At 65.9% G+C, this 22,473-nt stretch carries 27 protein-coding genes and 2 riboswitches; of the genes, 11 read left to right on the forward strand and 16 right to left on the reverse strand.

Annotated elements, in window-relative coordinates:
- Nucleotides 1–8 precede the first annotated feature (8 nt).
- The 8 genes from gcvT to NU688_RS03520 form a co-directional block, all read right to left on the reverse strand.
- Nucleotides 9–1,103: a glycine cleavage system aminomethyltransferase GcvT gene (gcvT, locus tag NU688_RS03485; RefSeq protein ID WP_257860499.1), complete on the reverse strand. Its 1,095-nt coding sequence runs from the start codon at nucleotides 1,101–1,103 to the stop codon at nucleotides 9–11.
- Nucleotides 1,104–1,228: 125 nt separating this feature from the next.
- Nucleotides 1,229–1,340, reverse strand: a riboswitch (glycine riboswitch).
- 20 nt (nucleotides 1,341–1,360) lie between these two features.
- A riboswitch (glycine riboswitch) is annotated at nucleotides 1,361–1,435 on the reverse strand.
- Nucleotides 1,436–1,477: 42 nt separating this feature from the next.
- Nucleotides 1,478–2,023, reverse strand: a complete 546-nt coding sequence (locus NU688_RS03490; RefSeq protein WP_257859146.1) for a hypothetical protein — start codon at nucleotides 2,021–2,023, stop codon at nucleotides 1,478–1,480.
- Between the two features lie 119 nt (nucleotides 2,024–2,142).
- Nucleotides 2,143–2,664 carry a DUF4440 domain-containing protein gene (locus NU688_RS03495; protein WP_257859147.1) on the reverse strand — a complete coding sequence of 174 codons (522 nt, stop codon included), beginning with the start codon at nucleotides 2,662–2,664 and terminating at the stop codon, nucleotides 2,143–2,145.
- Nucleotides 2,665–2,741: 77 nt separating this feature from the next.
- A complete protein-coding gene (locus NU688_RS03500) occupies nucleotides 2,742–4,034 on the reverse strand; it encodes a TRAP transporter large permease (protein WP_257859148.1) in 1,293 nt (430 codons plus the stop codon).
- A gap of 11 nt (nucleotides 4,035–4,045) precedes the next feature.
- Nucleotides 4,046–4,558, reverse strand: a complete 513-nt coding sequence (locus NU688_RS03505) for a TRAP transporter small permease (protein WP_257859149.1) — start codon at nucleotides 4,556–4,558, stop codon at nucleotides 4,046–4,048.
- 88 nt (nucleotides 4,559–4,646) lie between these two features.
- Entirely contained in the window at nucleotides 4,647–5,621 is a 975-nt protein-coding gene (locus NU688_RS03510; RefSeq protein WP_206178511.1) for a TRAP transporter substrate-binding protein, read from the reverse strand.
- 126 nt (nucleotides 5,622–5,747) lie between these two features.
- On the reverse strand, nucleotides 5,748–6,497 hold the full coding sequence (locus NU688_RS03515) for an anti-sigma factor domain-containing protein (protein ID WP_257859150.1): 750 nt from the start codon (nucleotides 6,495–6,497) through the stop codon (nucleotides 5,748–5,750).
- The gene (locus tag NU688_RS03520) at nucleotides 6,494–7,102 is read right to left on the reverse strand and encodes an RNA polymerase sigma factor (protein ID WP_257859151.1); all 609 of its coding nucleotides are present in this window, start codon (nucleotides 7,100–7,102) and stop codon (nucleotides 6,494–6,496) included. The genes NU688_RS03515 and NU688_RS03520 overlap by 4 nt, the downstream gene beginning before the upstream one ends.
- A 102-nt stretch (nucleotides 7,103–7,204) precedes the next feature.
- On the opposite strand from NU688_RS03520, the gene NU688_RS03525 reads away from it, so the two are divergent.
- The gene (locus tag NU688_RS03525) at nucleotides 7,205–7,753 is read left to right on the forward strand and encodes a DUF3455 domain-containing protein (RefSeq protein ID WP_257859152.1); all 549 of its coding nucleotides are present in this window, start codon (nucleotides 7,205–7,207) and stop codon (nucleotides 7,751–7,753) included.
- Nucleotides 7,754–7,813: 60 nt separating this feature from the next.
- On the opposite strand, the gene NU688_RS03530 is transcribed toward NU688_RS03525, so the two are convergent.
- Complete coding sequence (locus NU688_RS03530; protein ID WP_257859153.1) at nucleotides 7,814–8,308, reverse strand: lipopolysaccharide assembly protein LapB; 495 nt, start codon at nucleotides 8,306–8,308, stop codon at nucleotides 7,814–7,816.
- A 165-nt stretch (nucleotides 8,309–8,473) separates the two neighbouring features.
- Nucleotides 8,474–10,171: an electron transfer flavoprotein-ubiquinone oxidoreductase gene (locus NU688_RS03535; RefSeq protein WP_257859154.1), complete on the reverse strand. Its 1,698-nt coding sequence runs from the start codon at nucleotides 10,169–10,171 to the stop codon at nucleotides 8,474–8,476.
- Nucleotides 10,172–10,286: 115 nt separating this feature from the next.
- Between NU688_RS03535 and NU688_RS03540 the strand changes: the two genes are divergently transcribed.
- The 3 genes from NU688_RS03540 to NU688_RS03550 are packed head-to-tail and all read left to right on the forward strand — an operon-like array spanning nucleotide 10,287 to nucleotide 12,393.
- Nucleotides 10,287–11,069, forward strand: coding sequence for an SDR family oxidoreductase (locus tag NU688_RS03540; RefSeq protein WP_257859155.1), 783 nt, complete (start codon nucleotides 10,287–10,289; stop codon nucleotides 11,067–11,069).
- Nucleotides 11,070–11,089: 20 nt separating this feature from the next.
- Nucleotides 11,090–11,974, forward strand: a complete 885-nt coding sequence (locus NU688_RS03545) for a DMT family transporter (RefSeq protein ID WP_257860501.1) — start codon at nucleotides 11,090–11,092, stop codon at nucleotides 11,972–11,974.
- Entirely contained in the window at nucleotides 11,971–12,393 is a 423-nt protein-coding gene (locus tag NU688_RS03550; RefSeq protein WP_257859156.1) for a thioesterase family protein, read from the forward strand. Before NU688_RS03545 ends, NU688_RS03550 begins: the two co-directional genes overlap by 4 nt.
- A gap of 43 nt (nucleotides 12,394–12,436) precedes the next feature.
- Here the strand turns inward: NU688_RS03550 and NU688_RS03555 are convergent, their stop codons facing one another.
- The 3 genes from NU688_RS03555 to NU688_RS03565 form a co-directional block, all read right to left on the reverse strand.
- Nucleotides 12,437–12,736: a hypothetical protein gene (locus NU688_RS03555; protein ID WP_257859157.1), complete on the reverse strand. Its 300-nt coding sequence runs from the start codon at nucleotides 12,734–12,736 to the stop codon at nucleotides 12,437–12,439.
- A 165-nt stretch (nucleotides 12,737–12,901) separates the two neighbouring features.
- On the reverse strand, nucleotides 12,902–14,257 hold the full coding sequence (locus NU688_RS03560; protein WP_257859158.1) for a HAMP domain-containing sensor histidine kinase: 1,356 nt from the start codon (nucleotides 14,255–14,257) through the stop codon (nucleotides 12,902–12,904).
- Nucleotides 14,258–14,279: 22 nt separating this feature from the next.
- On the reverse strand, nucleotides 14,280–14,954 hold the full coding sequence (locus tag NU688_RS03565; protein WP_257859159.1) for a response regulator transcription factor: 675 nt from the start codon (nucleotides 14,952–14,954) through the stop codon (nucleotides 14,280–14,282).
- 183 nt (nucleotides 14,955–15,137) lie between these two features.
- Between NU688_RS03565 and NU688_RS03570 the strand changes: the two genes are divergently transcribed.
- The 3 genes from NU688_RS03570 to NU688_RS03580 all read left to right on the forward strand — a co-directional run bounded on the left by NU688_RS03570 (nucleotide 15,138) and on the right by NU688_RS03580 (nucleotide 18,213).
- Complete coding sequence (locus NU688_RS03570; protein WP_257859160.1) at nucleotides 15,138–15,824, forward strand: phosphatase PAP2 family protein; 687 nt, start codon at nucleotides 15,138–15,140, stop codon at nucleotides 15,822–15,824.
- Nucleotides 15,811–16,380, forward strand: coding sequence for a phosphatase PAP2 family protein (locus NU688_RS03575; protein ID WP_257859161.1), 570 nt, complete (start codon nucleotides 15,811–15,813; stop codon nucleotides 16,378–16,380). Before NU688_RS03570 ends, NU688_RS03575 begins: the two co-directional genes overlap by 14 nt.
- Before the next feature lie 72 nt (nucleotides 16,381–16,452).
- A complete protein-coding gene (locus NU688_RS03580) occupies nucleotides 16,453–18,213 on the forward strand; it encodes a phosphoethanolamine transferase (RefSeq protein WP_257859162.1) in 1,761 nt (586 codons plus the stop codon).
- A gap of 6 nt (nucleotides 18,214–18,219) precedes the next feature.
- Here NU688_RS03580 and NU688_RS03585 read toward each other — a convergent pair whose 3' ends face one another.
- Nucleotides 18,220–18,798: a peroxidase-related enzyme gene (locus NU688_RS03585; protein WP_257859163.1), complete on the reverse strand. Its 579-nt coding sequence runs from the start codon at nucleotides 18,796–18,798 to the stop codon at nucleotides 18,220–18,222.
- A gap of 58 nt (nucleotides 18,799–18,856) precedes the next feature.
- Nucleotides 18,857–20,119, reverse strand: coding sequence for an HAD family hydrolase (locus NU688_RS03590; protein ID WP_257859164.1), 1,263 nt, complete (start codon nucleotides 20,117–20,119; stop codon nucleotides 18,857–18,859).
- A gap of 198 nt (nucleotides 20,120–20,317) precedes the next feature.
- On the opposite strand from NU688_RS03590, the gene NU688_RS03595 reads away from it, so the two are divergent.
- From NU688_RS03595 to NU688_RS34025, 3 genes are all read left to right on the forward strand, one after another.
- Nucleotides 20,318–20,638 (forward strand): hypothetical protein, encoded by a 321-nt coding sequence (locus tag NU688_RS03595; protein ID WP_257859165.1) that lies wholly within the window; start codon nucleotides 20,318–20,320, stop codon nucleotides 20,636–20,638.
- A 6-nt stretch (nucleotides 20,639–20,644) separates the two neighbouring features.
- A complete protein-coding gene (locus NU688_RS03600; RefSeq protein ID WP_257859166.1) occupies nucleotides 20,645–21,010 on the forward strand; it encodes a hypothetical protein in 366 nt (121 codons plus the stop codon).
- A gap of 206 nt (nucleotides 21,011–21,216) precedes the next feature.
- A complete protein-coding gene (locus NU688_RS34025; protein WP_374684630.1) occupies nucleotides 21,217–21,639 on the forward strand; it encodes an N-acetyltransferase family protein in 423 nt (140 codons plus the stop codon).
- A 35-nt stretch (nucleotides 21,640–21,674) separates the two neighbouring features.
- Here the strand turns inward: NU688_RS34025 and NU688_RS03605 are convergent, their stop codons facing one another.
- On the reverse strand, nucleotides 21,675–22,028 hold the full coding sequence (locus NU688_RS03605; RefSeq protein WP_257859167.1) for a nuclear transport factor 2 family protein: 354 nt from the start codon (nucleotides 22,026–22,028) through the stop codon (nucleotides 21,675–21,677).
- A gap of 141 nt (nucleotides 22,029–22,169) precedes the next feature.
- Between NU688_RS03605 and NU688_RS03610 the strand changes: the two genes are divergently transcribed.
- A complete protein-coding gene (locus NU688_RS03610; RefSeq protein WP_257859168.1) occupies nucleotides 22,170–22,472 on the forward strand; it encodes a YciI family protein in 303 nt (100 codons plus the stop codon).
- Nucleotide 22,473 lies beyond the last annotated feature (1 nt).

Consider the following 22,473-nt stretch of genomic DNA (forward strand, 5'->3'; position numbering starts at 1 on the left):
TGCGAAGCCTAGCCGCGGTAGTAGCGGGTCGGCACAAAGGGCATGGTCGAGACTTCCATCGGCACCGGCTTGCCGCGCACGATGGCCTGCACGCGCGTGCCGGGCTCCGAGAACGCGGTGGCCACGTAGCCCATCGCGACGCAGCGGTCGGCCGTCGGGCCGAGCAGGCCGCTGGTGACGATGCCGATGTCCTGGCCTTCAAAGGATTGCAGCAGCGTGCCGTCGCGCACCGGAATGCGCTCCAACGCGACGAGGCCGACGCGCTTGCGCTTCAGGGTGTCGTGGTCGGTATGGCCGGCTGCGCCAGCGGTGGTGGCAGCGAGTTGGGCGAGGATCTTTGTCGCGCCCGGAAAACCGCCTTCGCGCGCGCCACCGGCGCGGCGCACCTTCTGCATCGCCCAGTTGAGCGAGGCCTCGACGGGCGTGGTGGTGGTGTCGATGTCGTTGCCGTAGAGGCAGAGGCCCGCTTCGAGCCGCAGCGAGTTGCGGGCACCCAGGCCGATGGGCTTGACCTCGGGCTGGGCCAGCAGCAGGCGGGCGAGGGCGTCGGCGTCCTTGCCGGCCACGGAGATTTCGAAGCCGTCTTCACCCGTGTAGCCGCTGCGCGTGACGAAGGCGGGGATGCCGCCGATCTGCACCGCACCGCCCGTCATGAACACGAAGCGCTCGATGCCGGGCGACAGCCGCGCCAGCGTGGCCGCGGCCTGCGGGCCCTGCAGCGCGAGCAGCGCGTGGTCGGGCAGGGGCTGCACCTCGCAGCGCGTGCCGATCTTCTGCTGGATGTGCGCGATGTCGTCGACCTTGCAGGCGCCGTTCACGATCACGAAGATCGAGTCGTGACCTTCGTTGAAGAACATCAGGTCGTCCAGGATGCCGCCCTCGTCGTTCAGCAGGAGGCCGTAGCGCTGCTTGCCGGCGGGCAGGTCGATCACGTCGACGGGCATCAGGGTTTCGAAGGCGGCTGCGGCGTCGGGGCCGATGAGGCGCAGCTGGCCCATGTGGGAGATGTCGAAGAGGCCGGCCGCATCGCGCGTGTGCCTGTGCTCGGCCATCAAACCGGCCGGGTACTGGACCGGCATCGAATAGCCCGCGAAGGGCACCATGCGGGCGCCGAGCTCCACGTGGAGGTCGTACAGCGGTGTCTTGAGAAGTTGGGCGTCAGAAGCGGGAGAAGTCACCGGGAGGCACTCCAAAGGGGCAGTCGAAATCCATGGCTGCAACGCCACGGGCCACCCCTGCTGTCCGCTTTACCTGAGAGATTCGCCCCACGATCGGGGTTTGCTCCTTCGGTGGGCCGGTGCAATGCATGCCTGCAACGGCCTCTCTCCAGCAAGGAAACGCCGGTGTGAACCGGCGCCTTGTCAGTCCTTTTGCCTGAGCGTTCGGGGGTTCCCTGCGCCTTCGGCGGCCCCGTCGTGCGGGGCTCTCTCCTGACCCCGCCGAGTGTAGTGGATCGGGCTGGCCGGGGCTCGCGGGGTCAGTGCACGATTTCCGCGGGCGGCAGCAGCCGGTCGATGCGCTCGCGCAGCGATTCGGCGCGCTCGGCGCCGGCCGTCTTCTCGATCTCGGTGAGCATCAGCGCGGCGATGGTCAGCATCGCCTCGCGGTCGCGGGCCTCGCGCAGGGCGTCGCGCATCTGCAGGGCGAACTTGGGGTCGCGCCGCACGAACATGCGCTCGCAGATGTCGAACAGGAACATCCGCGTGGTGGCCAGCGAGCGCTTGCCGTCGAAGGTGTCGGTCGAGGTGGCGATGCGGATCGGGTCGGCCGCGGGCACCGGGGTGGGCGGGGGAGCCGACGCCTGCGCTGCCGCCGCAACCGCCTGCGCATCCTGCAGATAGCCCTTGCTCACCAGCGCCTGGATCGCCTGCTCCGCCTCGATGCGGTTCGCGAACAGCGGGCTGAAGTCGGTCAGCGAGCGCCGGCCGTCGGCCATCAGCAGCAGGGCGCGTTCACGCTGGCTGAGCGTGCGCTGCCCGCCCTGGAGTTCGTCGCGTGCCTTGTCGGTCTTGGTGGGAAACATGGCGGCCACAGCTTTCGAAGATCGAAGGCTGCAGCATCGCTGCAAGCGGTGACATCTTCATGAACCCGTTCGGCTTACAGGAGAAATCACCACCGCCGCCCCGTCGGACGCTCAAGTCTTCAGGCGCCGGTGCTTTCCTTGCGGATCAGCCACTTGTCGCCCACGCGCTGCAGTTCCAGCGTTTTGCGGTCGGTGCTCTTGAGTTTGTCGGCGCTGTAGACCTGCTTGAAGCGCGCGCTGGCGGTCTGCCCGCTGACGCTGATGACGAGGTCGTCAACGGTCACGCTGATCTTCGACTTGTTCGAAATGCGGGTGCGCCGCTCGGCTTCCCAGTGCTTCTTGTCTTGCTTCTTGGCCGGCGTGAAGTCGGGGGCGTAGGTCGCGAGGTAGCGGTCCACGTCGCGCGCGGACCAGGCGTCGGCCCAGGCGCGCACGGCGGTTTCGACTTCGGCGATGCCCGCGCTGGGCGCCTGCGCGGGGGCAGCCGCTGGCGCAGCAGGTGCCGGGGTTGCTGCCGCTGCAGCGGGCGCCGATGCGGCAGGTGCCGGTGGCTTTGCCGCCGGGGTGGTGGCAGGCGTGGCAGCCAGCGCGGCCGTGGACAGCAGCCCTGCGGCAAGCAGGCAGATGACGAGTCGGTTCATGGGGCAGTTCCCTCGGTTGTCGGTTGTTGGCGTGGCGCCGATTCTGGCAGCGAACCGTTTCAGGAGCAGCGGCGCCGCTACTTGAACCCCAGCGCCCGCGGCAGCCAGGTGCTGAGCGCGGGCACGAAGGTCAGGATCATCAGCACCGCGCCATGCGCCCAGAGGAACGGCACCAGCTCCTTCACCAGCGCCGACATCGGCACCTTCGACACGTTGCAGGTCACGAACAGCAGCCCACCCACCGGCGGCGTGATCATGCCCAACGTGAGGTTGAAGATCACGATCATCGCGAAGTGCACCGGGTCCACGCCCAGCTTGATCGCCACGGGCGCCAGGATCGGCGCCAGCACCATCACCCCCGGCAGCGGCTCGATGAAGATGCCGAACAGCAGCAGGAACACGTTGACGATGATCAGGAACATCCACGGCGAGAGGTTCATGCTGATCAGCCATTCGGCCATCTGCTGCGGAATGCCCTCGATGGTCAGCACCCACGCGAACGAGGCCGACAGGCCGATGATGATCAGCACCGAGGCCGAGAGCAGGGCCGAGCGAGAGAGGATGTCGGGCAGCATCTTCCACTCGAGCGTGCGGTAGACGAACTTGCCGCACACCAGCGCATAGAACACCGCCACCACCGAGGCTTCGGTCGGCGTGAACCAGCCGGCGCGCATGCCGCCGAGGATGACCACCGGCAACAGGATCGCGGGAATCGCCTTCCAGGTCGTGATGAGAATTTCGCGCAGCGGCGGCGTCTGCCCGTCGCCCTTGTAGTTGCGCTTCTTCGAGACGTGGAAGTTCACCACGCACATCGCCACCGCGATCAGGATGCCCGGCAGGATGCCGGCCGCGAACAGCGTGCCGACCGACACGCTCTCGTCCTGCAGCGCATAGATGATCATGATGATCGAGGGCGGGATGATCGGCCCCACGATTGCCGTGGAGGCCGTGAGCGCCGCTGCGTAGGAGCGGTCGTAGCCGGCCTTGTCCATCATCTTGATGAGCATCGACCCCGGCCCCGCCGCGTCGGCCAATGCCGAGCCCGAGATGCCCGAGAAGAAGGTGAGCGACACCACGTTGGTGTAGCCCAGGCCCCCGCGCCGGTGGCCGACGAACTGGCCCGCGAAGCGCAGCAGCACCTCGGTGAGCGAGCCGCCGCTCATGAGCTCGGCCGCCAGGATGAAGAAGGGCACGGCCATCAGCGGAAAGCTGTCGATGCCGGTGAAGGTTTCCTTCAGCAGCACCATCAGCGGATAGTTCTCCGCAAGGATGAGCGTGGTGACGGTGGAGAGCCCGAGCGCAAAGGCCACGGGCACGCCGATGGCCAGGAAAATGCAGGCCGAGACGATGAGAACGATGCTGGCATCCATGGTCGTTCTCCTTACAGCGACGCCGAGGCGTTGGCGTCGAAGTGCGCGTCGGATGCGAACTCGCGCCGCAGCACATAGCCCCGCACCACCAGCAGCCAGTGCACGATCAGCAGCACGCCGCCGAACAGCATCGCGCTGTAGATGTAGGCGAACGGAATCTGCGTCACTGCCGTGAGCTGGAACATCGTGCGCTGCATGTAGAGCCAGCCGTACCAGACCATGAAGCCGAAGAAGGCGAACAGCAGCGCCGCCACGAAGGCGCGGACCGCGATGGCGCCCGCGCGCGGCAATGCGTCCTGCAGGTTCTCCACCGCGATATGGCCGCCGTAGCGCAGCACTGGACCGGCGCCCAGGAAGGTGAGCCAGATCATCATGTGGCGCGACACCTCTTCGGCCCATTCGAGCGAATTGCTCGTGGTGTAGCGCATGACGACGTTGGTGAAGATGATGACCGACATGGCGGCCAGCAGAAGAATCAGCGCCCAGCGGCTGGCGGCGAGAAAGTAGCGCTCGAAGGCTTGCACGTGTGGTTCTCTTGTCTTGAAAAAGCGAAGCGCCCGGCGCACTGAAGCGGGCCGGGCGCGGTCGTCAAAGAAGTCTGGCGCGCGAGGCTTACTGGACGTCCGTGATCTTCTTGATGTTGTCGGCGCCGAACTCCTTGGCATAGCCCGCATAGGCCGGCTTCAGGGCTTCGCGGAAGGCGGCGCCGTCCACGACCTTGGTGACCTTCATGCCGTCTTTTTCGAGCTGGGCGATGCCGTTGTTCTCGTCGTCGTTGACCTTCTTGCGCTGGGCCACGGCCGCCTTCTTGGCGGCATCGACGAAGACCTTCTTGTCGGCATCCGAGAGCTTGTTCCACACCTTCGGCGAGAGCAGCAGCAGGGCAGGCGAGTACACGTGTCCCGTGAGCGACAGGTGCTTTTGCACCTGCGAGAACTTGGACGCGAGGATCACCGGAATCGGGTTCTCCTGGCCATCGACCGTGCCCTGCTGCAGCGCGCCGAAGAGTTCGGGGAAAGCCATCGGCGTCGGCAGGATGCCGAAGGTGCGGTAGCCGTCCATGTGCACCTTGTTCTCCATCGTGCGCATCTTGAGGCCCGCTGCGTCGCTGGGCTTGACGATGTCGCGCTTGCTGTTCGTCATGTGACGGAAGCCGTTCTCCGTCCAGGCCAGCGCGATGATGCCCTTGCTCGGGAACTTGGTGAGGATGTCCTGGCCGATCGGGCCGTCCATCACCTTGCGCGCATGGTCGTAGTCGCGAAAGAGGAAGGGGATGTCGACGATCTTGACCTCGGGCACGAAGTTGCCCACGGGGCCGGTCGAGGTGTTCACCAGGTCCTGCGTGCCCAGCTGGATCGCCTCGATCTGCTCGCGCTCGCCGCCCAGCGCCGAGTTGGCGAAGTGCTGGCACTTGAAGCGGCCTTGCGTGCCCTTCTCCACCTCGTCGCAGAACACCGTGGAGCCCACGCCGTAGTGCGACTCCTTGGAGGTCGCGTAGCCGATCTTCAGCACCGTCGGTTGTTGTGCGAGGGCGGATGTGCCCAGGGCGAGCGAAAGGCAGGCGGCGGCGATGTGGCCGAGTTTCATGGTGTCTCCGGGGGGAATATGGTCGGGGTCAGGAATGCGTCAGGTGCATTCGACTATGCCGCAACCGGGGGCTTCGCCATGTCGGGAGTTTCACGGACGCCACCCGTGAAAGCCGCCCCCCGCGAATCACCAGAGCTTGGCGCAGCTCCCGCTCAACACCACCTCGGCACTCGGGGCCGAAGGCGTCGCCGTGCGCTCGCGCGTGACGACGAGACGCGAGACTTTCGACAGCAGTTTCTCGGAGGTGTCGGGCAGTGCCGACACCTGGGTTCCGCTGGCCGGAACCGTGCCGATGGCGAAAGGCACTCCGTCGGCGGGCAGAGCCCACAGCACGAGTCGTTCGTCGCTGCCCAATGCGGATGTGAGGGGCGCAGTGCCCAGCACCTTGAGCGTGAGCGTCTTGCCATGCCGCAGCGAGCTCACGAGCAGCCGGCCCTGGCCCTGTGCATCGGTCAGCACGCCCACATAGCTTTGCGGCAGGCGCTCGCCCGAACGCATCGCGAGCTGGTCGTTTGTGATGAAGAGGCCGGGCGCGGAAAGGAACAGCGCGCTCGCGGCGATCACGCCGGCCACGACGCCGCCGAACCCGAAGCCCGCGGGACGCAGCCATGCCGGCCAGCGCGAGGTGGATGCCTTGTGTTGCGCAGCCGGCCGCGTGCGCGCCTCGATCGCGCGCCACAGATTGGCCGAGGGCTGGCGTGCCGGCACCGACAGGGCCAGTTGGCCCAGCCGCTGCTCCCATTGCGCCACCAGCGCGCGCACGTCGACGCGGTCGCGCTGCAGGCGCTCGAAGCGCCGCCGCGCGCCGCCTTCGAGCGTGCCGAGCACATAGGCCGATGCCAGCGCATCGAGCAACCTGGTATCGGTGTATCTCATGGCGTGACCCCCTGCGCGCTCAGGCAGGCGCGCAGCTTGTCGAGGCCGCGGCGTATCCACGCCTTGACCGAGCCCAGCGGCGCATTCATCTGCGCGGCCACCTCGGTGTGCGACAGGCCCTGGTAGTAGGCGAGCGCAAGGCTCTGGCGAAAGCTGCCATCCAGCGCCGCCATGCAGCCCTCGATGCGCAGCGCCTGCATCGCCTGCTCGAAGAGATGCAGTGCGCCGGGCGCGGTGTCGGTGTTCTGGGGTGCCTCGATGTCGTCCTCGGCGTCGAAGTGCTGCTGCGGCTGCTCGTGCGCGTTGCGCCGCGTGCGCGAACGCAACGCATCGAGCGCCTTGTTGCGCACGATCGCGATCAGCCAGGTGATCGGCTGGATCTCCTGCCCGTCGACGCTGGCGCGGTAGCTGCCCGCGTTCTTCCAGATGTTCACGTAGGCCTCTTGCAGCACGTCTTCTGCGGCCTGCTCATTGCCCAGCAGGCGAACCGCGACGCCGAACAGGTGCAGGTGCGTACGCTCGTAGATCTGGGCGAAGGCGCTGTGGTCCCCGCGCGCCGCTCCGGCGATCAGGTCCTGCAGGCTGGTCAGAATATTTCTATCCATGCGGCGAGTATTGCATCCGTTGCGGCGTGGTTGTCGTTTGTGGAAGGAGCGCCGGGCCACCGTGGCCCGGGCTTCATCACTCTTCTCGAAAAGGAAAATGCCATGACATCGAACACGCGACGCCTTCCCCTTGTCGCCACTCTCGTGGGCGCGGCCTTGCTCGCAGCCTGCGCCTCGCCGAGGCCGTCGACCCCGCCCGCTGAACTGCCGGCCGCCATCAAGGCGCCCGACGGCGAGCGCGCCGCCTTCACTTGGCACGCGGTGGGTGTGCAGATCTACGAATGCCGCGCGGGCGACAAAGGCGCCCTGGCCTGGCAGCTCGTCGCGCCCGAAGCCGAGCTCTACGCACCCGGCGGCGAACGCGCCGGAACCCACGGCGCCGGCCCGCACTGGGCCGCGCTCGACGGCAGCAAGACCATCGGCACCCTGAAGGCCCGCGCCAATGGCCAGCGCGAGGCGGACATTCCCTGGCTGCTGCTCTCGGCCAGGTCGGCGGGCGGCAGCGGCAAGCTGGCCAACGTGACCGGCGTGCAGCGCATCAACACCCTCGGCGGCAACGCGCCGGCCAAGGGTTGCGAGGTGGCGGCCGACAGTGGCAAGCGAATCAGGCAAGGCTACAGCGCCGACTATGTTTTTCTCGTCACCCGGTAAACCCTGAAAACGACGCTGCGGACCCATGGGCCCGCAGCGTGGTTCAGGCGACGGTGGCGATCAGCTCTTCTTGCCGCCGCTCGCCTTGAAGGTCTCGACCGAGGCCTTCAGGTCCTTGTACTCGGGGCAGTTCATGTTGCAGGCCTGGCCCAGCGCGGCAAGACGTTGCTCGGCCTTGGGCAGGTCGCCCATCGAGATGTACAGCTCGCCCGAGTATTCGAGCGCGCCGAGGTGCTTGGGGTCGATCTTCAATGCGGCGTCGTAGTACTTCTCCGAAGCCACCCACTTGCCCGCGCCGGACTTGCGCAGCGTGTAGCCCATGAGGTTGTTCCAGTCGGCGTTGCCCGTGTCGTTGACGCGCTCCAACTCGCTGACGGCGGCGGTCCACTTGCTGTCGGCGATCAGCGCGCGGGCGGCGGCGAGGTTGCTGGCCGGCGCGGCCTTGGCGGCCGGGGTCATTGGTGCAGGGGCGGGCGTCATGTCCGCGGCGAGTGCGTGGCCGGCGGCCAGGGCGAAGGTGGCTGCGATGGCGATGCGGGTGAGCATGGTGTTCATGGCGAAAGATCCTCTCGAATGGTCGTTGAATGGGTTGGCGGACGGTGATGTTTCATCGCCGTCCTGCTTCCACTTACGCCGCGTGTTTCCGAACGGACGCATCTTCGCGGAAAAAAATGAAAAAGCCCTCCGAAGAGGGCCTTGTTCATCATCGCGCGGGCCTTGTCACATGCCCACGTAGTTCGGCCCGCCACCGCCTTCCGGCGTGACCCACACGATGTTCTGCGTCGGGTCCTTGATGTCGCAGGTCTTGCAGTGCACGCAGTTCTGCGCGTTGATCTGCAGGCGCTGCTTGCCGTCTTCCGTGCCGACGAATTCGTAGACGCCGGCCGGGCAGTAGCGGCTCTCGGGGCCGGCGAACTTCTCGAGGTTGATGTTGACCGGCACCGTCGCGTCCTTGAGCGTCAGGTGGGCCGGTTGCTGCTCTTCATGGTTCGTGTTGCTGATGAACACGCTGGAGAGCCGGTCGAAGGTGAGCTTGCCGTCCGGCTTCGGGTAGACGATGGGCTTGCACTCGGCCGCGGGCTTGAGGTACTGGTGGTCGGGCTTGGTGCGGCGCAGCGTCCAGGGGATGTTGCCCTTCAGCAGCCATTGCTCGATGCCGTTCATGAAGGTCGCAACGAGCAGGCCCTTCTTGAACCAGGCCTTGAAGTTGCGCGCCTTCTTCAGCTCGGCGTGCAGCCAGCTCTTCTCGAATGCGGCCGGGTAGGCGGTGAGCTCGTCGTGCTGGCGGCCTGCCTGCACGGCATCGAAAGCGGCTTCGGCGGCCAGCATGCCGGTCTTGATCGCGGCGTGGCTGCCCTTGATGCGGCTCACGTTCAGGTAGCCGGCCTCGCAGCCGACCAGCGCGCCGCCCGGGAACACCGTCTTGGGCAGCGACTGCAGGCCGCCCGCCGTGATGGCGCGCGCGCCGTAGCCGATGCGCTTGGCCGGCTTGATGCCCTTGGCCTCGTCGCCTTCGAGGTACCAGCGCACGTTGGGGTGCAGCTTCCAGCGCTGCATTTCCTCGAACGGGCTCAGGTACGGGTTGCTGTAGTCGAGACCCGTGATGAAGCCCATCGTGACCTTGTTGTCCTCCATGTGATAGAGGAACGCGCCGCCGTAGGTGTCGCTCTTCATCGGCCAGCCGGCCGTGTGCAGCACGAAGCCGGGCTGGTGGCGCTTGGGGTCGATTTCCCACACTTCCTTCACGCCCAGGCCGTAGGTCTGCGGGTCCTTGCCTTCGTCGAGCTTGAACTTGGCGATCAGCTGGCGGCCCAGGTGGCCGCGCGCGCCTTCGGCGAACACCGTGTACTTGCCCAGCAGCTCCATGCCGAGCTGGAAGTTCTCGGTCGGCTCGCCGTCCTTGCCGATCCCCATGTTGCCGGTGGCCACGCCGCGCACCGAGCCGTTCTCGTTGTAGAGCACCTCGGCGGCCGGGAAGCCCGGGAAGATCTCCACGCCCAGGTTCTCGGCCTGCTGCGCGAGCCATTTGGTGAAGGCGCCCAGGCTGATGATGTAGTTGCCGTGGTTCTGGAAGCACGCCGGCAGGAACGCGTTGGGGGTGCGCAGGCCCGACTTCTCGCCGAGGAACACCATCGCGTCGTCGGTGACGGGCTGGTTCAGCGGGGCGCCCAGTTCCTTCCAGTCGGGCAAGAGCTCGTTGAGCGCGCGCGGGTCCATGATCGCGCCCGAGAGGATGTGCGCGCCGGGCTCGGAGCCCTTCTCGAGCACCACGACCGAGATTTCCTTTTCGTGCTGGGCAGCCAGCTGCTTCAGGCGGATCGCGGTCGAGAGGCCGGCCGGGCCGCCACCGACCACGACCACGTCGTATTCCATGGCTTCGCGAGGGCCGAACTGGGCAAGGATTTCGTCGTGGGTCATGTGGGTGTGGTCGATAATGTTTTGAGGCTCGGACGCTACGAGGGCGCGAAACATTTTAGGGGGAGCGCAATGCGTCACCTCCGCGACTCGACAGGACCCACCCAGGACGCTCCCCATGGCTTACAGCATCGATCTTTCGGGCCGCGTGGCCTTCGTCACCGGCGCCTCCAGCGGCCTCGGCGCCCAGTTCGCGAAAACACTGGCGCGCGCCGGCGCCGCGGTGGTCCTGGCAAGCCGCCGGGTCGAAAAACTCAAGGAGCTGCGCGCCCGCATCGAAGGCGAGGGCGGCGACGCCCACGTGGTTGAACTCGACGTCACAGACCACGGCAGCATCAAGGCCGCCGTTGCGCGCGCCGAGACCGAGGTCGGCGCTATCGACATCCTGGTCAACAACTCCGGCGTGAACGTCCGCCAGCGCCTGCAGGACGTGACGCCCGACGACTACGACTTCATCTTCGACACCAATGTGAAGGGCGCCTTCTTCGTCGCACAGGAAGTCGGCAAGCGCATGCTGGCGCGCGCCGACGGCTCGGCGCCGGGCACCTACATCGGTGGGCGCATCATCAACATCGCCTCGGTGGCCGCGCTCAAGGTGGTGCCGAACCTCGCCGCGTACTGCATGAGCAAGTCTGCGGTGGTGCAGATGACCAGGGCCATGGCGCTCGAATGGGGCCGCTTCGGCATCAACGTGAATGCGCTGTGCCCCGGCTACATCGCCACCGAGCTCAACGAGGATGTCTGGACCACCGAAGCCGGCGCCAAGCTGGTCAGCATGCTGCCGCGCAAGCGCGTGGGCAAGGCCGAAGACCTCGACGGCCTGATCGTGCTGCTGGCCAGCGGCCAGAGTCATTTCGTGAACGGCGCCGTCATCGCCGCTGACGACGGGTTCGCACTCTGACTCCGCGGGCGTGGGTCGGCATCGCTGCCGGGCTGGCTGCGGGCGCGCTCTGGGGCCTGAGCTTCGTGGCACCGCGCATGGTGGGGCATTTCGGCATGGTCGACATCACGGCCGCGCGCTATGCGGTGTTCGGTGCCATCTCGGCGCTCGCGGTGTTCGGCCGGCCGGCGGCCGTGCGCTGGCCCAACGGGCGGCAGGCCCTGGCGGCGCTCGGGCTCAGCGTGCTGGGCTTCAGCGGCTACTACCTGCTGCTGGCCTTCGGCATCGCGGCGGCCGGTACCGAGGTGCCCAGCCTCATCATCGGCACGATTCCCGTCTGGATGATGTTGCTCGGCCGGCCCGCGGGGCTGCAGATGCGCGCGCTGCTGCCGGGGCTGCTGCTCACGGGTGCGGGCATCGCGTTGATGATCTGGGGTGCGTGGTCGGCGCAGCATGGCGCGGGTGGTGGAGCGCGATTCGGCTGGGGCATCGCGCTCGCGCTGTGTGCGATGGTGAGCTGGACGATCTACGGCCTGCTCAACGCGAAATGGCTGCAGCGCCACACCGAACTCAATGCGACCGACTGGGCCAACTGGCTCGGCATCGCGACCGGCCTCGGCGCACTGCTGCTGTGGGTGGTGGCGGGCAGCGACATGGCCACGCTGCAGTCGCAGCCCGACGGCATGCTCTTCGTATGGGTCGCGCTGGCCGGTGGCTTCGGCTCGTCGTGGCTCGCGACCATTCTCTGGAACGTTGCCAGCCAGCGCCTCTCGGCGAGCCTCTGCGGCCAGTTGATCGTGAGCGAGACACTGTTCGCCTTGCTCTATTCCTTCGTCTGGGACGGCCGGTGGCCAGAGGCCTCCGAATGGGTGGCTGCGCTGCTGTTCGTGCTGGGCATCCTCGCATCCATCAAGGCCCACCGATGAGAATCGAAATCCCCGAAAAGAAGAAGCTCGTGTACGAGATGTCGATCCCCATCCGCTGGGGCGACATGGACGCCATGGGCCACCTGAACAACGCCACCTACTTCCGCTACCTCGAAACCGCGCGCATCGACTGGATGCGCTCCATCGGCTTCGAACCCGAGCCGGGCGGCGAGGGCATGGTGATCGTCAATGCCTTCTGCAACTTCTACCGGCAGATCGAATACCCGGGCAACGTGCTGCTGAAGATGTACGTGAGCGACCCAGGGCGCACGACCTTCGAGAGCTGGGGCACGATGGCAAGGGAGGAGGCGCCCGATGTGATCTGCGCGGCGGGCGGGGCGACGACGATCTGGGTGGATTTTCCGAAGCAGAAGGCGTTGGCGTTGCCGGAGTGGCTGCGTACGCTGGTGAGCGAATAGGGCCGCGCCGGCGCATCGCGCTGGCCGAGGCCCGTGCAACACGTTATTTCGGCGTGCCTCCGGGTTGAGGAAGATCGTGGGGCTTCGCTTCGCGCGCATCGGCCCGGCGCTGCCCTGCGGTTTCCGTCTTGCTGGCCGCCGGCACGGCCGAGCCTTCGCCGCGTGCGGTGCTGCCGTCCTTGATGCGCACGGCGCCGGCCTGCTTGTTCTTTTTCCTGGCTTCCGCAGCGGCTTGCGGCTTGCTGTCGAAATCGGCTTCGGCCTCGGCGCTGTGGCTGTGCGGCTGCGCGAAGGCGGTGGAGAAAAATGCGATGGTGCCCAGGGCAAGCAGGGTTCGTTTCACGAGAAGGTCCTTTCTGTTGTGATGGCGGGTGAAGCGGTGGTTCGCCGTCGAACGACGATCACACCGCGAACCAGACTCTAGAAAGGCAAGTTGCTCGCGAGCTAACGCGGCGATTACCGTTGTGTCATTCGCATGCAGGGACGAAAAAACGGGGGGCAGACCGCCTCAGGCTGGCCGCAACACAATCCGCGCCTCGAACCCTTGGGTCGCACCTGTCGGCGGTGACGCCAACTCCAGCTTCGCGTTGTGCTTCTCGACGATCGTGCCCACGATCGACAGCCCCAGTCCATAACCCGCACGGTCCGAGCCGTGCCGCACATGGCGTTGTTGCAGCGTCTTCAATTGCGCCGCATTCACGCCGGCGCCGAAGTCCCTCACCACCAGCGTGCACGGCGCCGCCACTTCGATCACCACGCGCCCGCCACCGCTGTAGCGCAGCGCGTTCTCGACAAGGTTGCGCAGCGCGATCGCCAGCGCGTCGACATCGCCGAAGGCCACCGGCGCCGCGCTGTCGGGCACCTTGAGCTTCAGGCGTTCGTTGTTCAACGGGTCTTGCCAGAATTCCTGCGCCACGGTGCCCGCGAGCTGGACCAGGTCGACCCGCGCGCGCGTGAGCGACGCGCCCGATTCGGCGCGCGACAGTTGCAGCAGCTTCTCGGTGCGATGGCTCAGCATCTGCAGCGCCTGGAGCGCGCCCTGCACATCGTCGCGCTTGAGGTCATGGTCGAGCGCGGTCTGCAAGCGAAGGCGCGCGGCGGCCAGCGGCGTGCGCAACTCGTGGGCCGCATTGGCGGCGAGCGCACGCTCCACGTCGAGCGACTGCGACAACCGCTCCAGCAGACTGTTGACATGGTCGCCCACCGAACGCAGCTCCTGCGGTAACCCCGGCAGCGTGATCGGCCGCAGGTCGGCGCCGCTGCGCTTCTCGATTTCGCCCGCGAGCTGCTGCAGCACCCGCAACTCGGTGCGCGCCACGTTGCGCAGCACCAGCGCGAGCAAGGGCAGCACCGCGCCGAGCGGAATGATCAGGCCGAACAGCGTGCGGTTCAGCGCGCGGCGGCGCTCGTTGAGCGGGTCGGCCACCTGGAAGTAGAGACCGAGCGTCGGATGCCGCACGGTGTAGATGCGCCAGGTCGGGTTGTTGGCGAAGCCGGCGGCGAGCGGAACATCGAAGGTATCGGCGGGCGTCTCGGCCGAACGCAGCAGCACGTGCTCGTGCATGTCGACCACCTGGTACATCACCGCGTCTTCGGCGAACAGCTGCTTGGGCGCGACCAGCGGCATGGCAGGACGTGCATCGCCCTTGTGCTGCAGCTTGTCGAGCTCCTGCACGGCCATGTCGAACATGCGGTGCGATACCTCGACCAGTTCGTTGTCGAAGTTGTGGTTGATCTCGCGGTCCACATACCAGACGACAGCGAACACGCACAGCAGCCACACGCCGCCGACCCACAGGATGAGGGTGCGCGTGAGGCGTCCGGCCAGCGAGTCGCGACCGTTCAAGGGCAGGGCGGTGCTCATGGGTGCACCCTTGGCGCTTTGCTCATTCTTCGTCGTCCGCCGAGAACGACAGCCGGTAGCCGAGGCCGCGCAGCGTCTGGATGTGGCTCTTGCCGAGCTTGCGGCGCAGGCGGCTGATGAAGACTTCGAGCGTGTTGCTGTCGGCCTCGTCGCCGAAGCCGTAGAGCGCATCGGCCAGGTTCTCGCGCGTGTGGATGCGCTCGGGGCGCGTGGCCATCACGCGCAGCAGGGCCCATTCCTTCTGGGTGAGCACGACGGGGCTGCCGTCCTTGCGCACGCGGTCGTGGGCCAGATCGATCTCCAGCGTGCCGAACTGCAGCACGGGCGAGGTGTTGGCGCTGCGCCGCCGCTCGACCGCGCGCAGGCGGGCCAGCAGTTCCGCGGGGTCATAGGGCTTGATGAGGTAGTCGTCGGCACCCGCGTCCAGCCCGCGGATGCGGTCGGTGACCTGGTCGCGGGCCGTGAGCACGATGACGATGGGGGGCTCCCGCAGCGCGCGCACTTGCGGCAGCAGCGAGAGGCCGTCGCCGTCGCCCAGGTGCAGGTCGAGCAGCACCGCCGCGTACTGCACCGAGAGCAGGGCGCCGCGTGCATCGGCGAGGCTGGGCGCCACATCGACGACAAAAGCCTTGGCGAGCAGATAGCTGCAAACGGCATCTGCCAAGGAAGTGTCATCTTCGACAAGCAATATGCGCACGCGGTGTGTCTCTGAAAAAACACGAAGTCTAGCGCCCGCAGAGCGGCGGGAGGCCGCGTCAGGATTCGTTCAGGTCGCTTCAGACTGGGTTCATTTCGCGAACGTAGGCTCGCGCCAGTTTTTGTCGAGGTCTGGTTTTTTTCAATGACACGTACCGCGAATCTCCGTCCCGGAGTCCTGACCTTGCTCGCACTGGCCTTGTTGATGACGTGGGACGCCTCCGGCGGCGATCTCTGGCTGGCACGCATGGCCGGCACGCCGATGGGCTTTCCGTGGCGCGAGAACCCCTTCCTGGTCCATGTGATGCACGAAGGCGCCAGAAACCTGAGCTGGCTGCTGGTGATCGGCCTGTTCGCGGCCATTCGCTGGCCGATGGGCATCCTGCGCAAGCTCGCCACGCGGGAGCGGGTGCAACTGGCGTCGACCGTGCTGGCCTCGGTGCTGGCCATCAGCCTCATCAAGCATTTCAGCGACACCAGCTGCCCCTGGGACCTGAAGGAGTTCGGCGGCGTCGCACGCTACGTGTCGCACTGGTCGTGGGGCGTGAGCGATGGTGGGGCGGGCGGGTGCTTCCCGGCCGGCCACGCATCGGCCGCATTCGCCTACGTCGGCGGTTACTTTGTGCTGCGCCGGGTGTCCACCCGCGCGGCGTTCATCTGGTTGGGCACGGCGGCGGTCGCCGGCCTGGCGCTGGGGTTGTCGCAGCAGCTGCGCGGTGCCCATTACATGAGCCACACGCTCTGGACTGCCTGGGTCTGCTGGGCGGTCGGGTTTGCCATCGACGTGGCGGTGACGCGCCGCGATCCTCATCTGTCCGATCCGTCCGAGCTCTCCGACGCGGCCGCACCTCTTCACCATGCAAGCACTTGATTTCGCCCTGTTCGGATGGCTCAACGCGGGCGCTTCGGCGTCGCTGTGGCTCATCGAGTTCGCCCGTTTCGCCTCGGAAGTGCTACCGACCCTGCTGGCCCTGACGATCATTGCGGGCGCGATGTTCGACAAGCGCTGGCGCTATGCGCTTTTCACAGCGCTGGTGAGCGTGCTGCTGACCTGGGTCGTGGTGAACGTGTTCCGCTCGGCCCTGCCGTTTCCGAGGCCCGCGTTCTACGGCCTGGGCATCCAGTGGGAGCCGCAGGGCATGCGGCCGGGCTTTCCGAGCCTGCATGCGGCCGGCACCTTCGCCGCCGCCTTCTCGCTGTGGTGCCTGCCGCACCGCGCACCCATTCTGGCGGCGCTCGTGGTGGCGGCGGTGGTGGCCTGGAGCCGCCTCTACCTGGGGCTGCACTTTCCCTCGGACATTGCTGCGGCCGTGCTCCTGGGGGCGCTGGTGTCGATCATCGTCGAGCGCGGCGTGAGCCGTCCGCTGAGCCTCACCCTCGCGAGAATGCCGGCCCGCCGCAGGCGCGCACGCGCACGGCGCGCCTGAGCATGGCGAGCCTGAACACGGCCTGAACACCGAGTTCAGGCTCCTTTCAGGCAGCGTCCCTACAGTCGCTGCATGTCTTTTTCGCGTATCGAGCCCGCACCCACGCATCGCGCCTCTTTTTCCTCGGCTTCCGAGGTGTCGGCGCCACACTTTTCCTCGGCGGGTGCGCTGTGGAAACGTCTCGACCAGTGGCTCGCGCGGCCGCGTTCCGCCGGGCTGGTCGTGCTCTGGCTCGGCCTCTACCTGGTGCTCGCCACCAACTGGCCGCTGTGGAACGAGTTGGCCCGCATCGGCGGGGCGCCGAGCACCTACCTGCCCACGATCGCGGCCATGAGCCTGCTCACGCTGTGCGGCACGGTGGCGATGCTGTCGCTCACCGCCTGGTCGCGCTGGCTGAAGCCGCTGTGGTTCGCGGTGGTCGTGCTGGCCGCGGTGGCGCAGCACTACATGCTGGAGTACCGCGTCGTCATGGACCCGACCATGATGGCCAACGCGCTGCAGACCGATCCGAACGAAGCGCGCGACCTGCTGAGCTGGCGCATGGCCTTCAACGTGCTGATCGTTGCATTGCCCGCTGGGTTGCTGCTCTGGCGCGTGCGCATCGCGCCGATGCGCTTTTTCTCGAAGCTCTGGCGCAACGCGGCGCTGCTGCTGCTGGCTGTGGTGATGGCATTGGGCACGGCAGTGGCCATGAACCGGCAGCTCGCGCCGCTGATGCGCAACAACATCCACCTGCGCTACATGATGAACCCGATCGCGAGCCTCTACTCGACGGGTGCCGTGTTCATCAAGCCGATGTTCAAGCGCAGCGGCAAGCTGATTCCGATCACTGCCGGCACCTCGCTCGGCGCGAGCTATGCCGCGCAGGTGCGCCCGCCGATGTTCGTGGTGGTGGTGGGCGAAACCGCGCGTGCCGACCACTTCGCGCTGAACGGCTACGCACGCGACACCACGCCCGAGTTGGCCAAGCGCGACGTGCTGAGCTACCGCGACGTGCATTCCTGCGGCACCAATACGCTGGCCTCGGTGCCGTGCATGTTCTCGCCGCTGGGCAAGCAAGGCTACGAATCGCGCAAGGACGACTACGAGAACCTCGTCGACGTGCTGCAGGCCTCGGGCCTGGCCGTGCTCTGGCTCGACAACCAGGCCGGCTGCAAGGACGTGTGCACACGCATCCCCAATGCATCGGCCTTCGACGGGCTCGATGCCGCCACGAAGAAAGCCTTGTGCGACGGCGACGAGTGCCTGGACGACGTGATGCTCAAGAACCTCGACGCACGCATCGCCGCACTGCCGGCCGAGCGCCGCGCCAAGGGCGTGGTGCTGGTGATGCACCAGATGGGCAGCCACGGCCCGGCTTACTACAAGCGCTCGTCGCCCGACGTGAAGCGCTTCCTGCCCGAGTGCAAGACCAACGCGCTGGCCGAGTGCGGCCACAACGAGCTGATGAACGTCTACGACAACTCCATCGCCGAGACCGACCGTTTTCTCGCCCGCACGATCGACTGGCTCCAGACCCAATCGAAGCAGTACGACCCGGGAATGCTGTACGTGAGCGACCACGGCGAATCGCTCGGCGAGTACGGCCTGTTCCTGCATGGCGTGCCGTACAGCTTCGCGCCCGAGGCGCAGAAGCACGTGCCGATGGTCACCTGGTTCAGCGAAGGCATGAGCGAGCGCCGCAAGCTCTCGCGCTCGTGCATGGAGGCGGGGCTCGATGCGCCGCTCACGCACGACAACCTCTATCACACGGTGCTGGGCGTGATGGACGTGAACACGCCCACCTACAAGCCTGCGCTGGATGCGCTGGCGTCCTGCCGCGCGGAGGCCTGAAGGCCTTTACTGCTTCTTCTCGCGGGGCAGCCGGCCCATCAGGAAGAACTCGTTGTTCGGCTGCATGCCGCTGAAGCTCGCGAGCCGGTTGCTGAGGCCAAAGAAGGCGGTGATGGCCGCGATGTCCCAGATGTCCTCGTCATCGAAGCCGTGGGCGTGCAGCGGCGGAAAGTCGCTGTCGTCGATTTCGTGCGAGCGGTCGCAGACCTTCATCGCGAAGTCGAGCATCGCGCGCTGGCGCGGCGTGATGTCGGCCTTGCGGTAGTTCACCGCCACCTGGTCGGCCACCAGCGGTTTCTTCTCGTAGATGCGCAAGAGTGCGCCATGCGCCACCACGCAGTAGAGGCACTGGTTGGCCGCGCTGGTGGTGGTGACGATCATCTCGCGGTCGCCCTTTGTGAGCGAGCCTTCTTCCTTGAGCATCAGCGCGTCGTGGTACGCGAAGAAAGCGCGCCACTCGGCCGGGCGTCGCGCAAGGCCGAACACGTTGGGCACGAAACCGGCCTTTTCCTGCACGGCGAGGATCGCGGTGCGGATGTCTTCAGGCAGGTCTTTGAGCTCGGCGAGGGGGTAGCGGGCAGCCATGGTTTGTCTCCTGGTGTTCGATGCCAGGATCATAGGCAGGTGCCCGCCGCCTGCGTACCTACTTGAGCGCCTTGCCCTGCGTGGCACCCAGCGGCGTGTGCAGTTGCGAGGCCACCCACTGGCCGGTGTTGTCGTCGCGACCCTGCAGCAGGTAGCGCGTGTCGGGCTTGCCGTAGTTCTGCACCGCCAGCGCCGAGAACTTGCCGATGTCGGTCTTCGGATCGCGCAGGCGGTTGACGATCAGCACTTTCTTCGTGTCGGCGAAGTCGGCCATCATGTTCTGGTCGCCCTCGCTGTCGCCGGCAATGAAGCTGGGTCCGTAGCCGTATTTGCTGACCAGGAAGCGCTGGATGTTCTTCGTCTTGCCGGGGCCCTGCGTCTGGTCGTAGCCGCGGCGGAACTCGGGCTGGATCACGCCGTTGGCGTCTCGCTCCAGCTCCATCGCGAGCACGCGCTCGGGCGGGTTGTTGTAGCCGAAGGCGGGGTTCGACGAGATCTCCTTGATCACGTCGACGAACGAGGCCGAACACACCCACACATCGAAGCCCGCGTTGCGGAACGCGGCGTACAGCTCCTGCATCTCGGGTTGCAGCCTGAGGCCGTTCTTCCAGCTCACCGAGACCACGCCCGCCTGGCCCGGAAGGGCCGCCGGCGAGGTCCACTTCACCTTGGCGACCGGCTCCTTCAGCTGCCATGCCACGGTGTCGGCCGTGAGCTTGCGCACCTGCGCCTCGGTCATGCCGGCGAAGAGATACGTGACCCAGGGGTAGGCCGTGTCGTGGTCGAAGGTGTCGCCGATGGCTTCGTAGAGATAGCGCACCTTGGTGGTGAAGGCGATGTAGTTCGGGTCGAGCTTCACCGCCGCCAGCGGCTGCTTGCCCTCGAGGGTGCTGCTGTTCTGGTAGAGCCAGGTGTAGCTGGCCACGATGTCGGGCACCACGAGGTCGATGTTGACCGGCTTGCCCGCGGCATTGTTGTATGCGGGCAGGAAGTCTTTCTTCGGGATGTTCTTGCGCAGCGCCACCTCGAGCTGTGCGGGTGTGGCACCGAAGGCGAGGTTCTCGAGCTGGTAGATGAGCGAGGCTTCCTCGATGTCGAGGAAGACGCTGGTGTTGTCCCAGTCGAACACCACGTACGGTGGCTTGGCGGCGTTGTAGCCGGGGCTGCCCTTGCCGAGGCTGGCGATCAGGCCTTCGATCTGGGCGCGATTGAAAGCGTCCCAGTGGGCAGGGGAGAGGCCCTTGGCGGGCGAGAGGCTGGCGCAGCCGGTGGCGACGAGCGCGGTGGCGAGCGGGGTGAGGAGGACGAGGCGGCGTTGCATGCGTTCCCTGTTGTTGTGCGTTGTGGATGAGAGAAGGACGGAGCCTATGCAGCGCCCGTGACACTTCCGCATCGACCTACGCATCAGCCGTGCCAGGATGCCGACTTCGTATCATTCATGGATGCTGTCCAACCAGACGCTCAATTTTCTCGATGCGCTCTGCCAAGCCTCGCACGAGGCATACCCCGAGGGGGCGCGTTGTGGACCTATGTCGAGGGCGCCAACCAGGCTCACTTCAAGTTTCGCGATCCGCGGCGAAGTCTTGCTGCCGGACCGCTGAGCGTCGAGCAGCTTGCAAAATGGCTTCAGTGGGCGCAAGGCGACAGAGCGGCCACTGCTACCGATGTGTCCATCGGCATGGCGAAGAGGCTGGTTGCACTTCTTGGCGAGGACCTTTTTCCGGACGAAGTACTTTGGTCGGTCGAGGACGCCGGCTCGGACATGCACGCCAACATCTACATGTCGCGCGCGTCTGACAATCGGTACTTCGCATTGGAGCTCTGGTGGTCTGAGGACTGAGAAGGTGTGAACGAACATGACACGAACACTGCCGCCCCTTTCGTTGAACAGATGAACCCCGCGCTTCGCCACGCACTGCAGATCGGTTTTCGATCGGTTCTGGCCCTTTGCGTAGCCGTTGCCTTGCCCTTGGCTCATGTCGAATGGGGAGAGTCGTACCCGGGCGAGGGCCAGAAGGCTTTCGGAATGCTCCTGGTCTTCTATCTGATCGGCATGTGCGCCGCGTTTGTCTATTTCATCATTGGTACGGTGGCGCAGATACTCCTCCGGCGAAGACCGCCCAAGGCCTCGCTGATTCTTGATATTGGCCTTGCCATGCTGCTGGGCCTGGTGCTTGCATATGGCGGCATCACGGCCCACTACGTTGGCTGAGCGGCAAGCATGATCACCATGCTGCATGGCGACACACGGCCTCGGCCAAGAACGGACGTTCGCTGTCGGTGCCGAATTCGCTCGGGAGCAATGACTCGTGAGAAGGGAAATCAATGACAGGTGTCGAATTGCGTCAATTGGGAGGGCCAGATGCAGAGGCGTTCTCCGCCCTACGTCGTCTCGTCACCGCCGACGACCCAGTGCCGATGGGGTTGACCCTCGAGGAAGAGTTGAATCGCCCCATACAAGGATTTCGGGATCAACTTTCAGCTCCTATACCAAACGCTGCATTCGGTGTCTTCTTGGATGGACAGCTGCGAGCGTGCGCCGCTCTCGCCTGGACAAGCAGATTCTCATCATCGATGCACAAGGCGCTGCTCTGGGGATGCTTCGTTGAACCTGGCTTTCGTGGGCGAGGGCTGGGCAGGCAGGTTGTCAGCAGGGCTCTTGATCACGCGCGCCAAAACTCGGTTCGACGTGTCAATTTGACCGTGTTCCTACCTAACCAAGCGGCCGTGAATCTGTACGCATCTCTGGGGTTCCGGCCCTATGGACTGGAGCCGGAGGCTGTCTGTCTTGGAGGGAATTACCATGACGGTCAGCACATGACGCTTGCGCTCTCAGACTGATTGGGGCCAGAAGCGTACACGCCATGAACGCCTAGTCAGGGTGTGGTGGAAGTCGCCATGGTGGCTTGCGTCATGACGGTGGCCCATGCACCGTCGATGCGTTTCCAAACTTCCACTACCCATAGCCCGCCGCTGAAAAAGCGAGTGACTACAAGGTCGCCTTGCTGTTCGTGTTGCTCGCGTTCGCGCGGCGCATAAGGCCGTTGATTCTGCGTTTGAAGATTGCCGATTCGTTCGGCCCGAGACATGAACTGGCCGTTCTGCTGGACAGTCGTGAAGCCGCTCGCGGTGTACTTGCCCCACTGCGCCGAATCGACGGCATAGAAGGCTTCGTCTCTTGCACGCATGGCGGCTTGAAGGTCGGGAGGGAGCAGGGTTGTGCTGGTCATGGGAGCACTGTAGTGCCCTCGGCCGAGGTTGCCTGTGGGCCCCACGCTGCAGGAAGTGCGTCGGCTACAGTCGGCCGTGAGCCGGCATTTACAGCAGCGCCAGGACATCGAGCATGCTTAGCGCGGCAGAAGGGGATCCGAGTGAACGAATACATACTGCTGATGCATCAGGACGCTACCGACAGGGACGCCGCCGACGATCCGAAGCGGTGGGAACAGTACCTGGCTCAGCTTCGCAGTACCGGGCATTTCGATGGCGGTAGTTCGATGGGACGTGGAGAGCTCTTCAGGAAAGATCAACCGAGCCAACCCGCCGGCAATGATCTCGGAGGCTTCATCCGAATACGCGCGATCAGCCTCGAAAGCGCAAAGCAGTTTCTCGCGGGCAATCCTGTTTATGAGGCTGGCGGCACCGTGGAGATTAGGGAGTTGCCGCGGACCTAGC

The sequence above is a fragment of the Variovorax sp. ZS18.2.2 genome (genome assembly GCF_024701975.1).
Taxonomy (GTDB): Bacteria; Pseudomonadota; Gammaproteobacteria; order Burkholderiales; family Burkholderiaceae_C; genus Variovorax.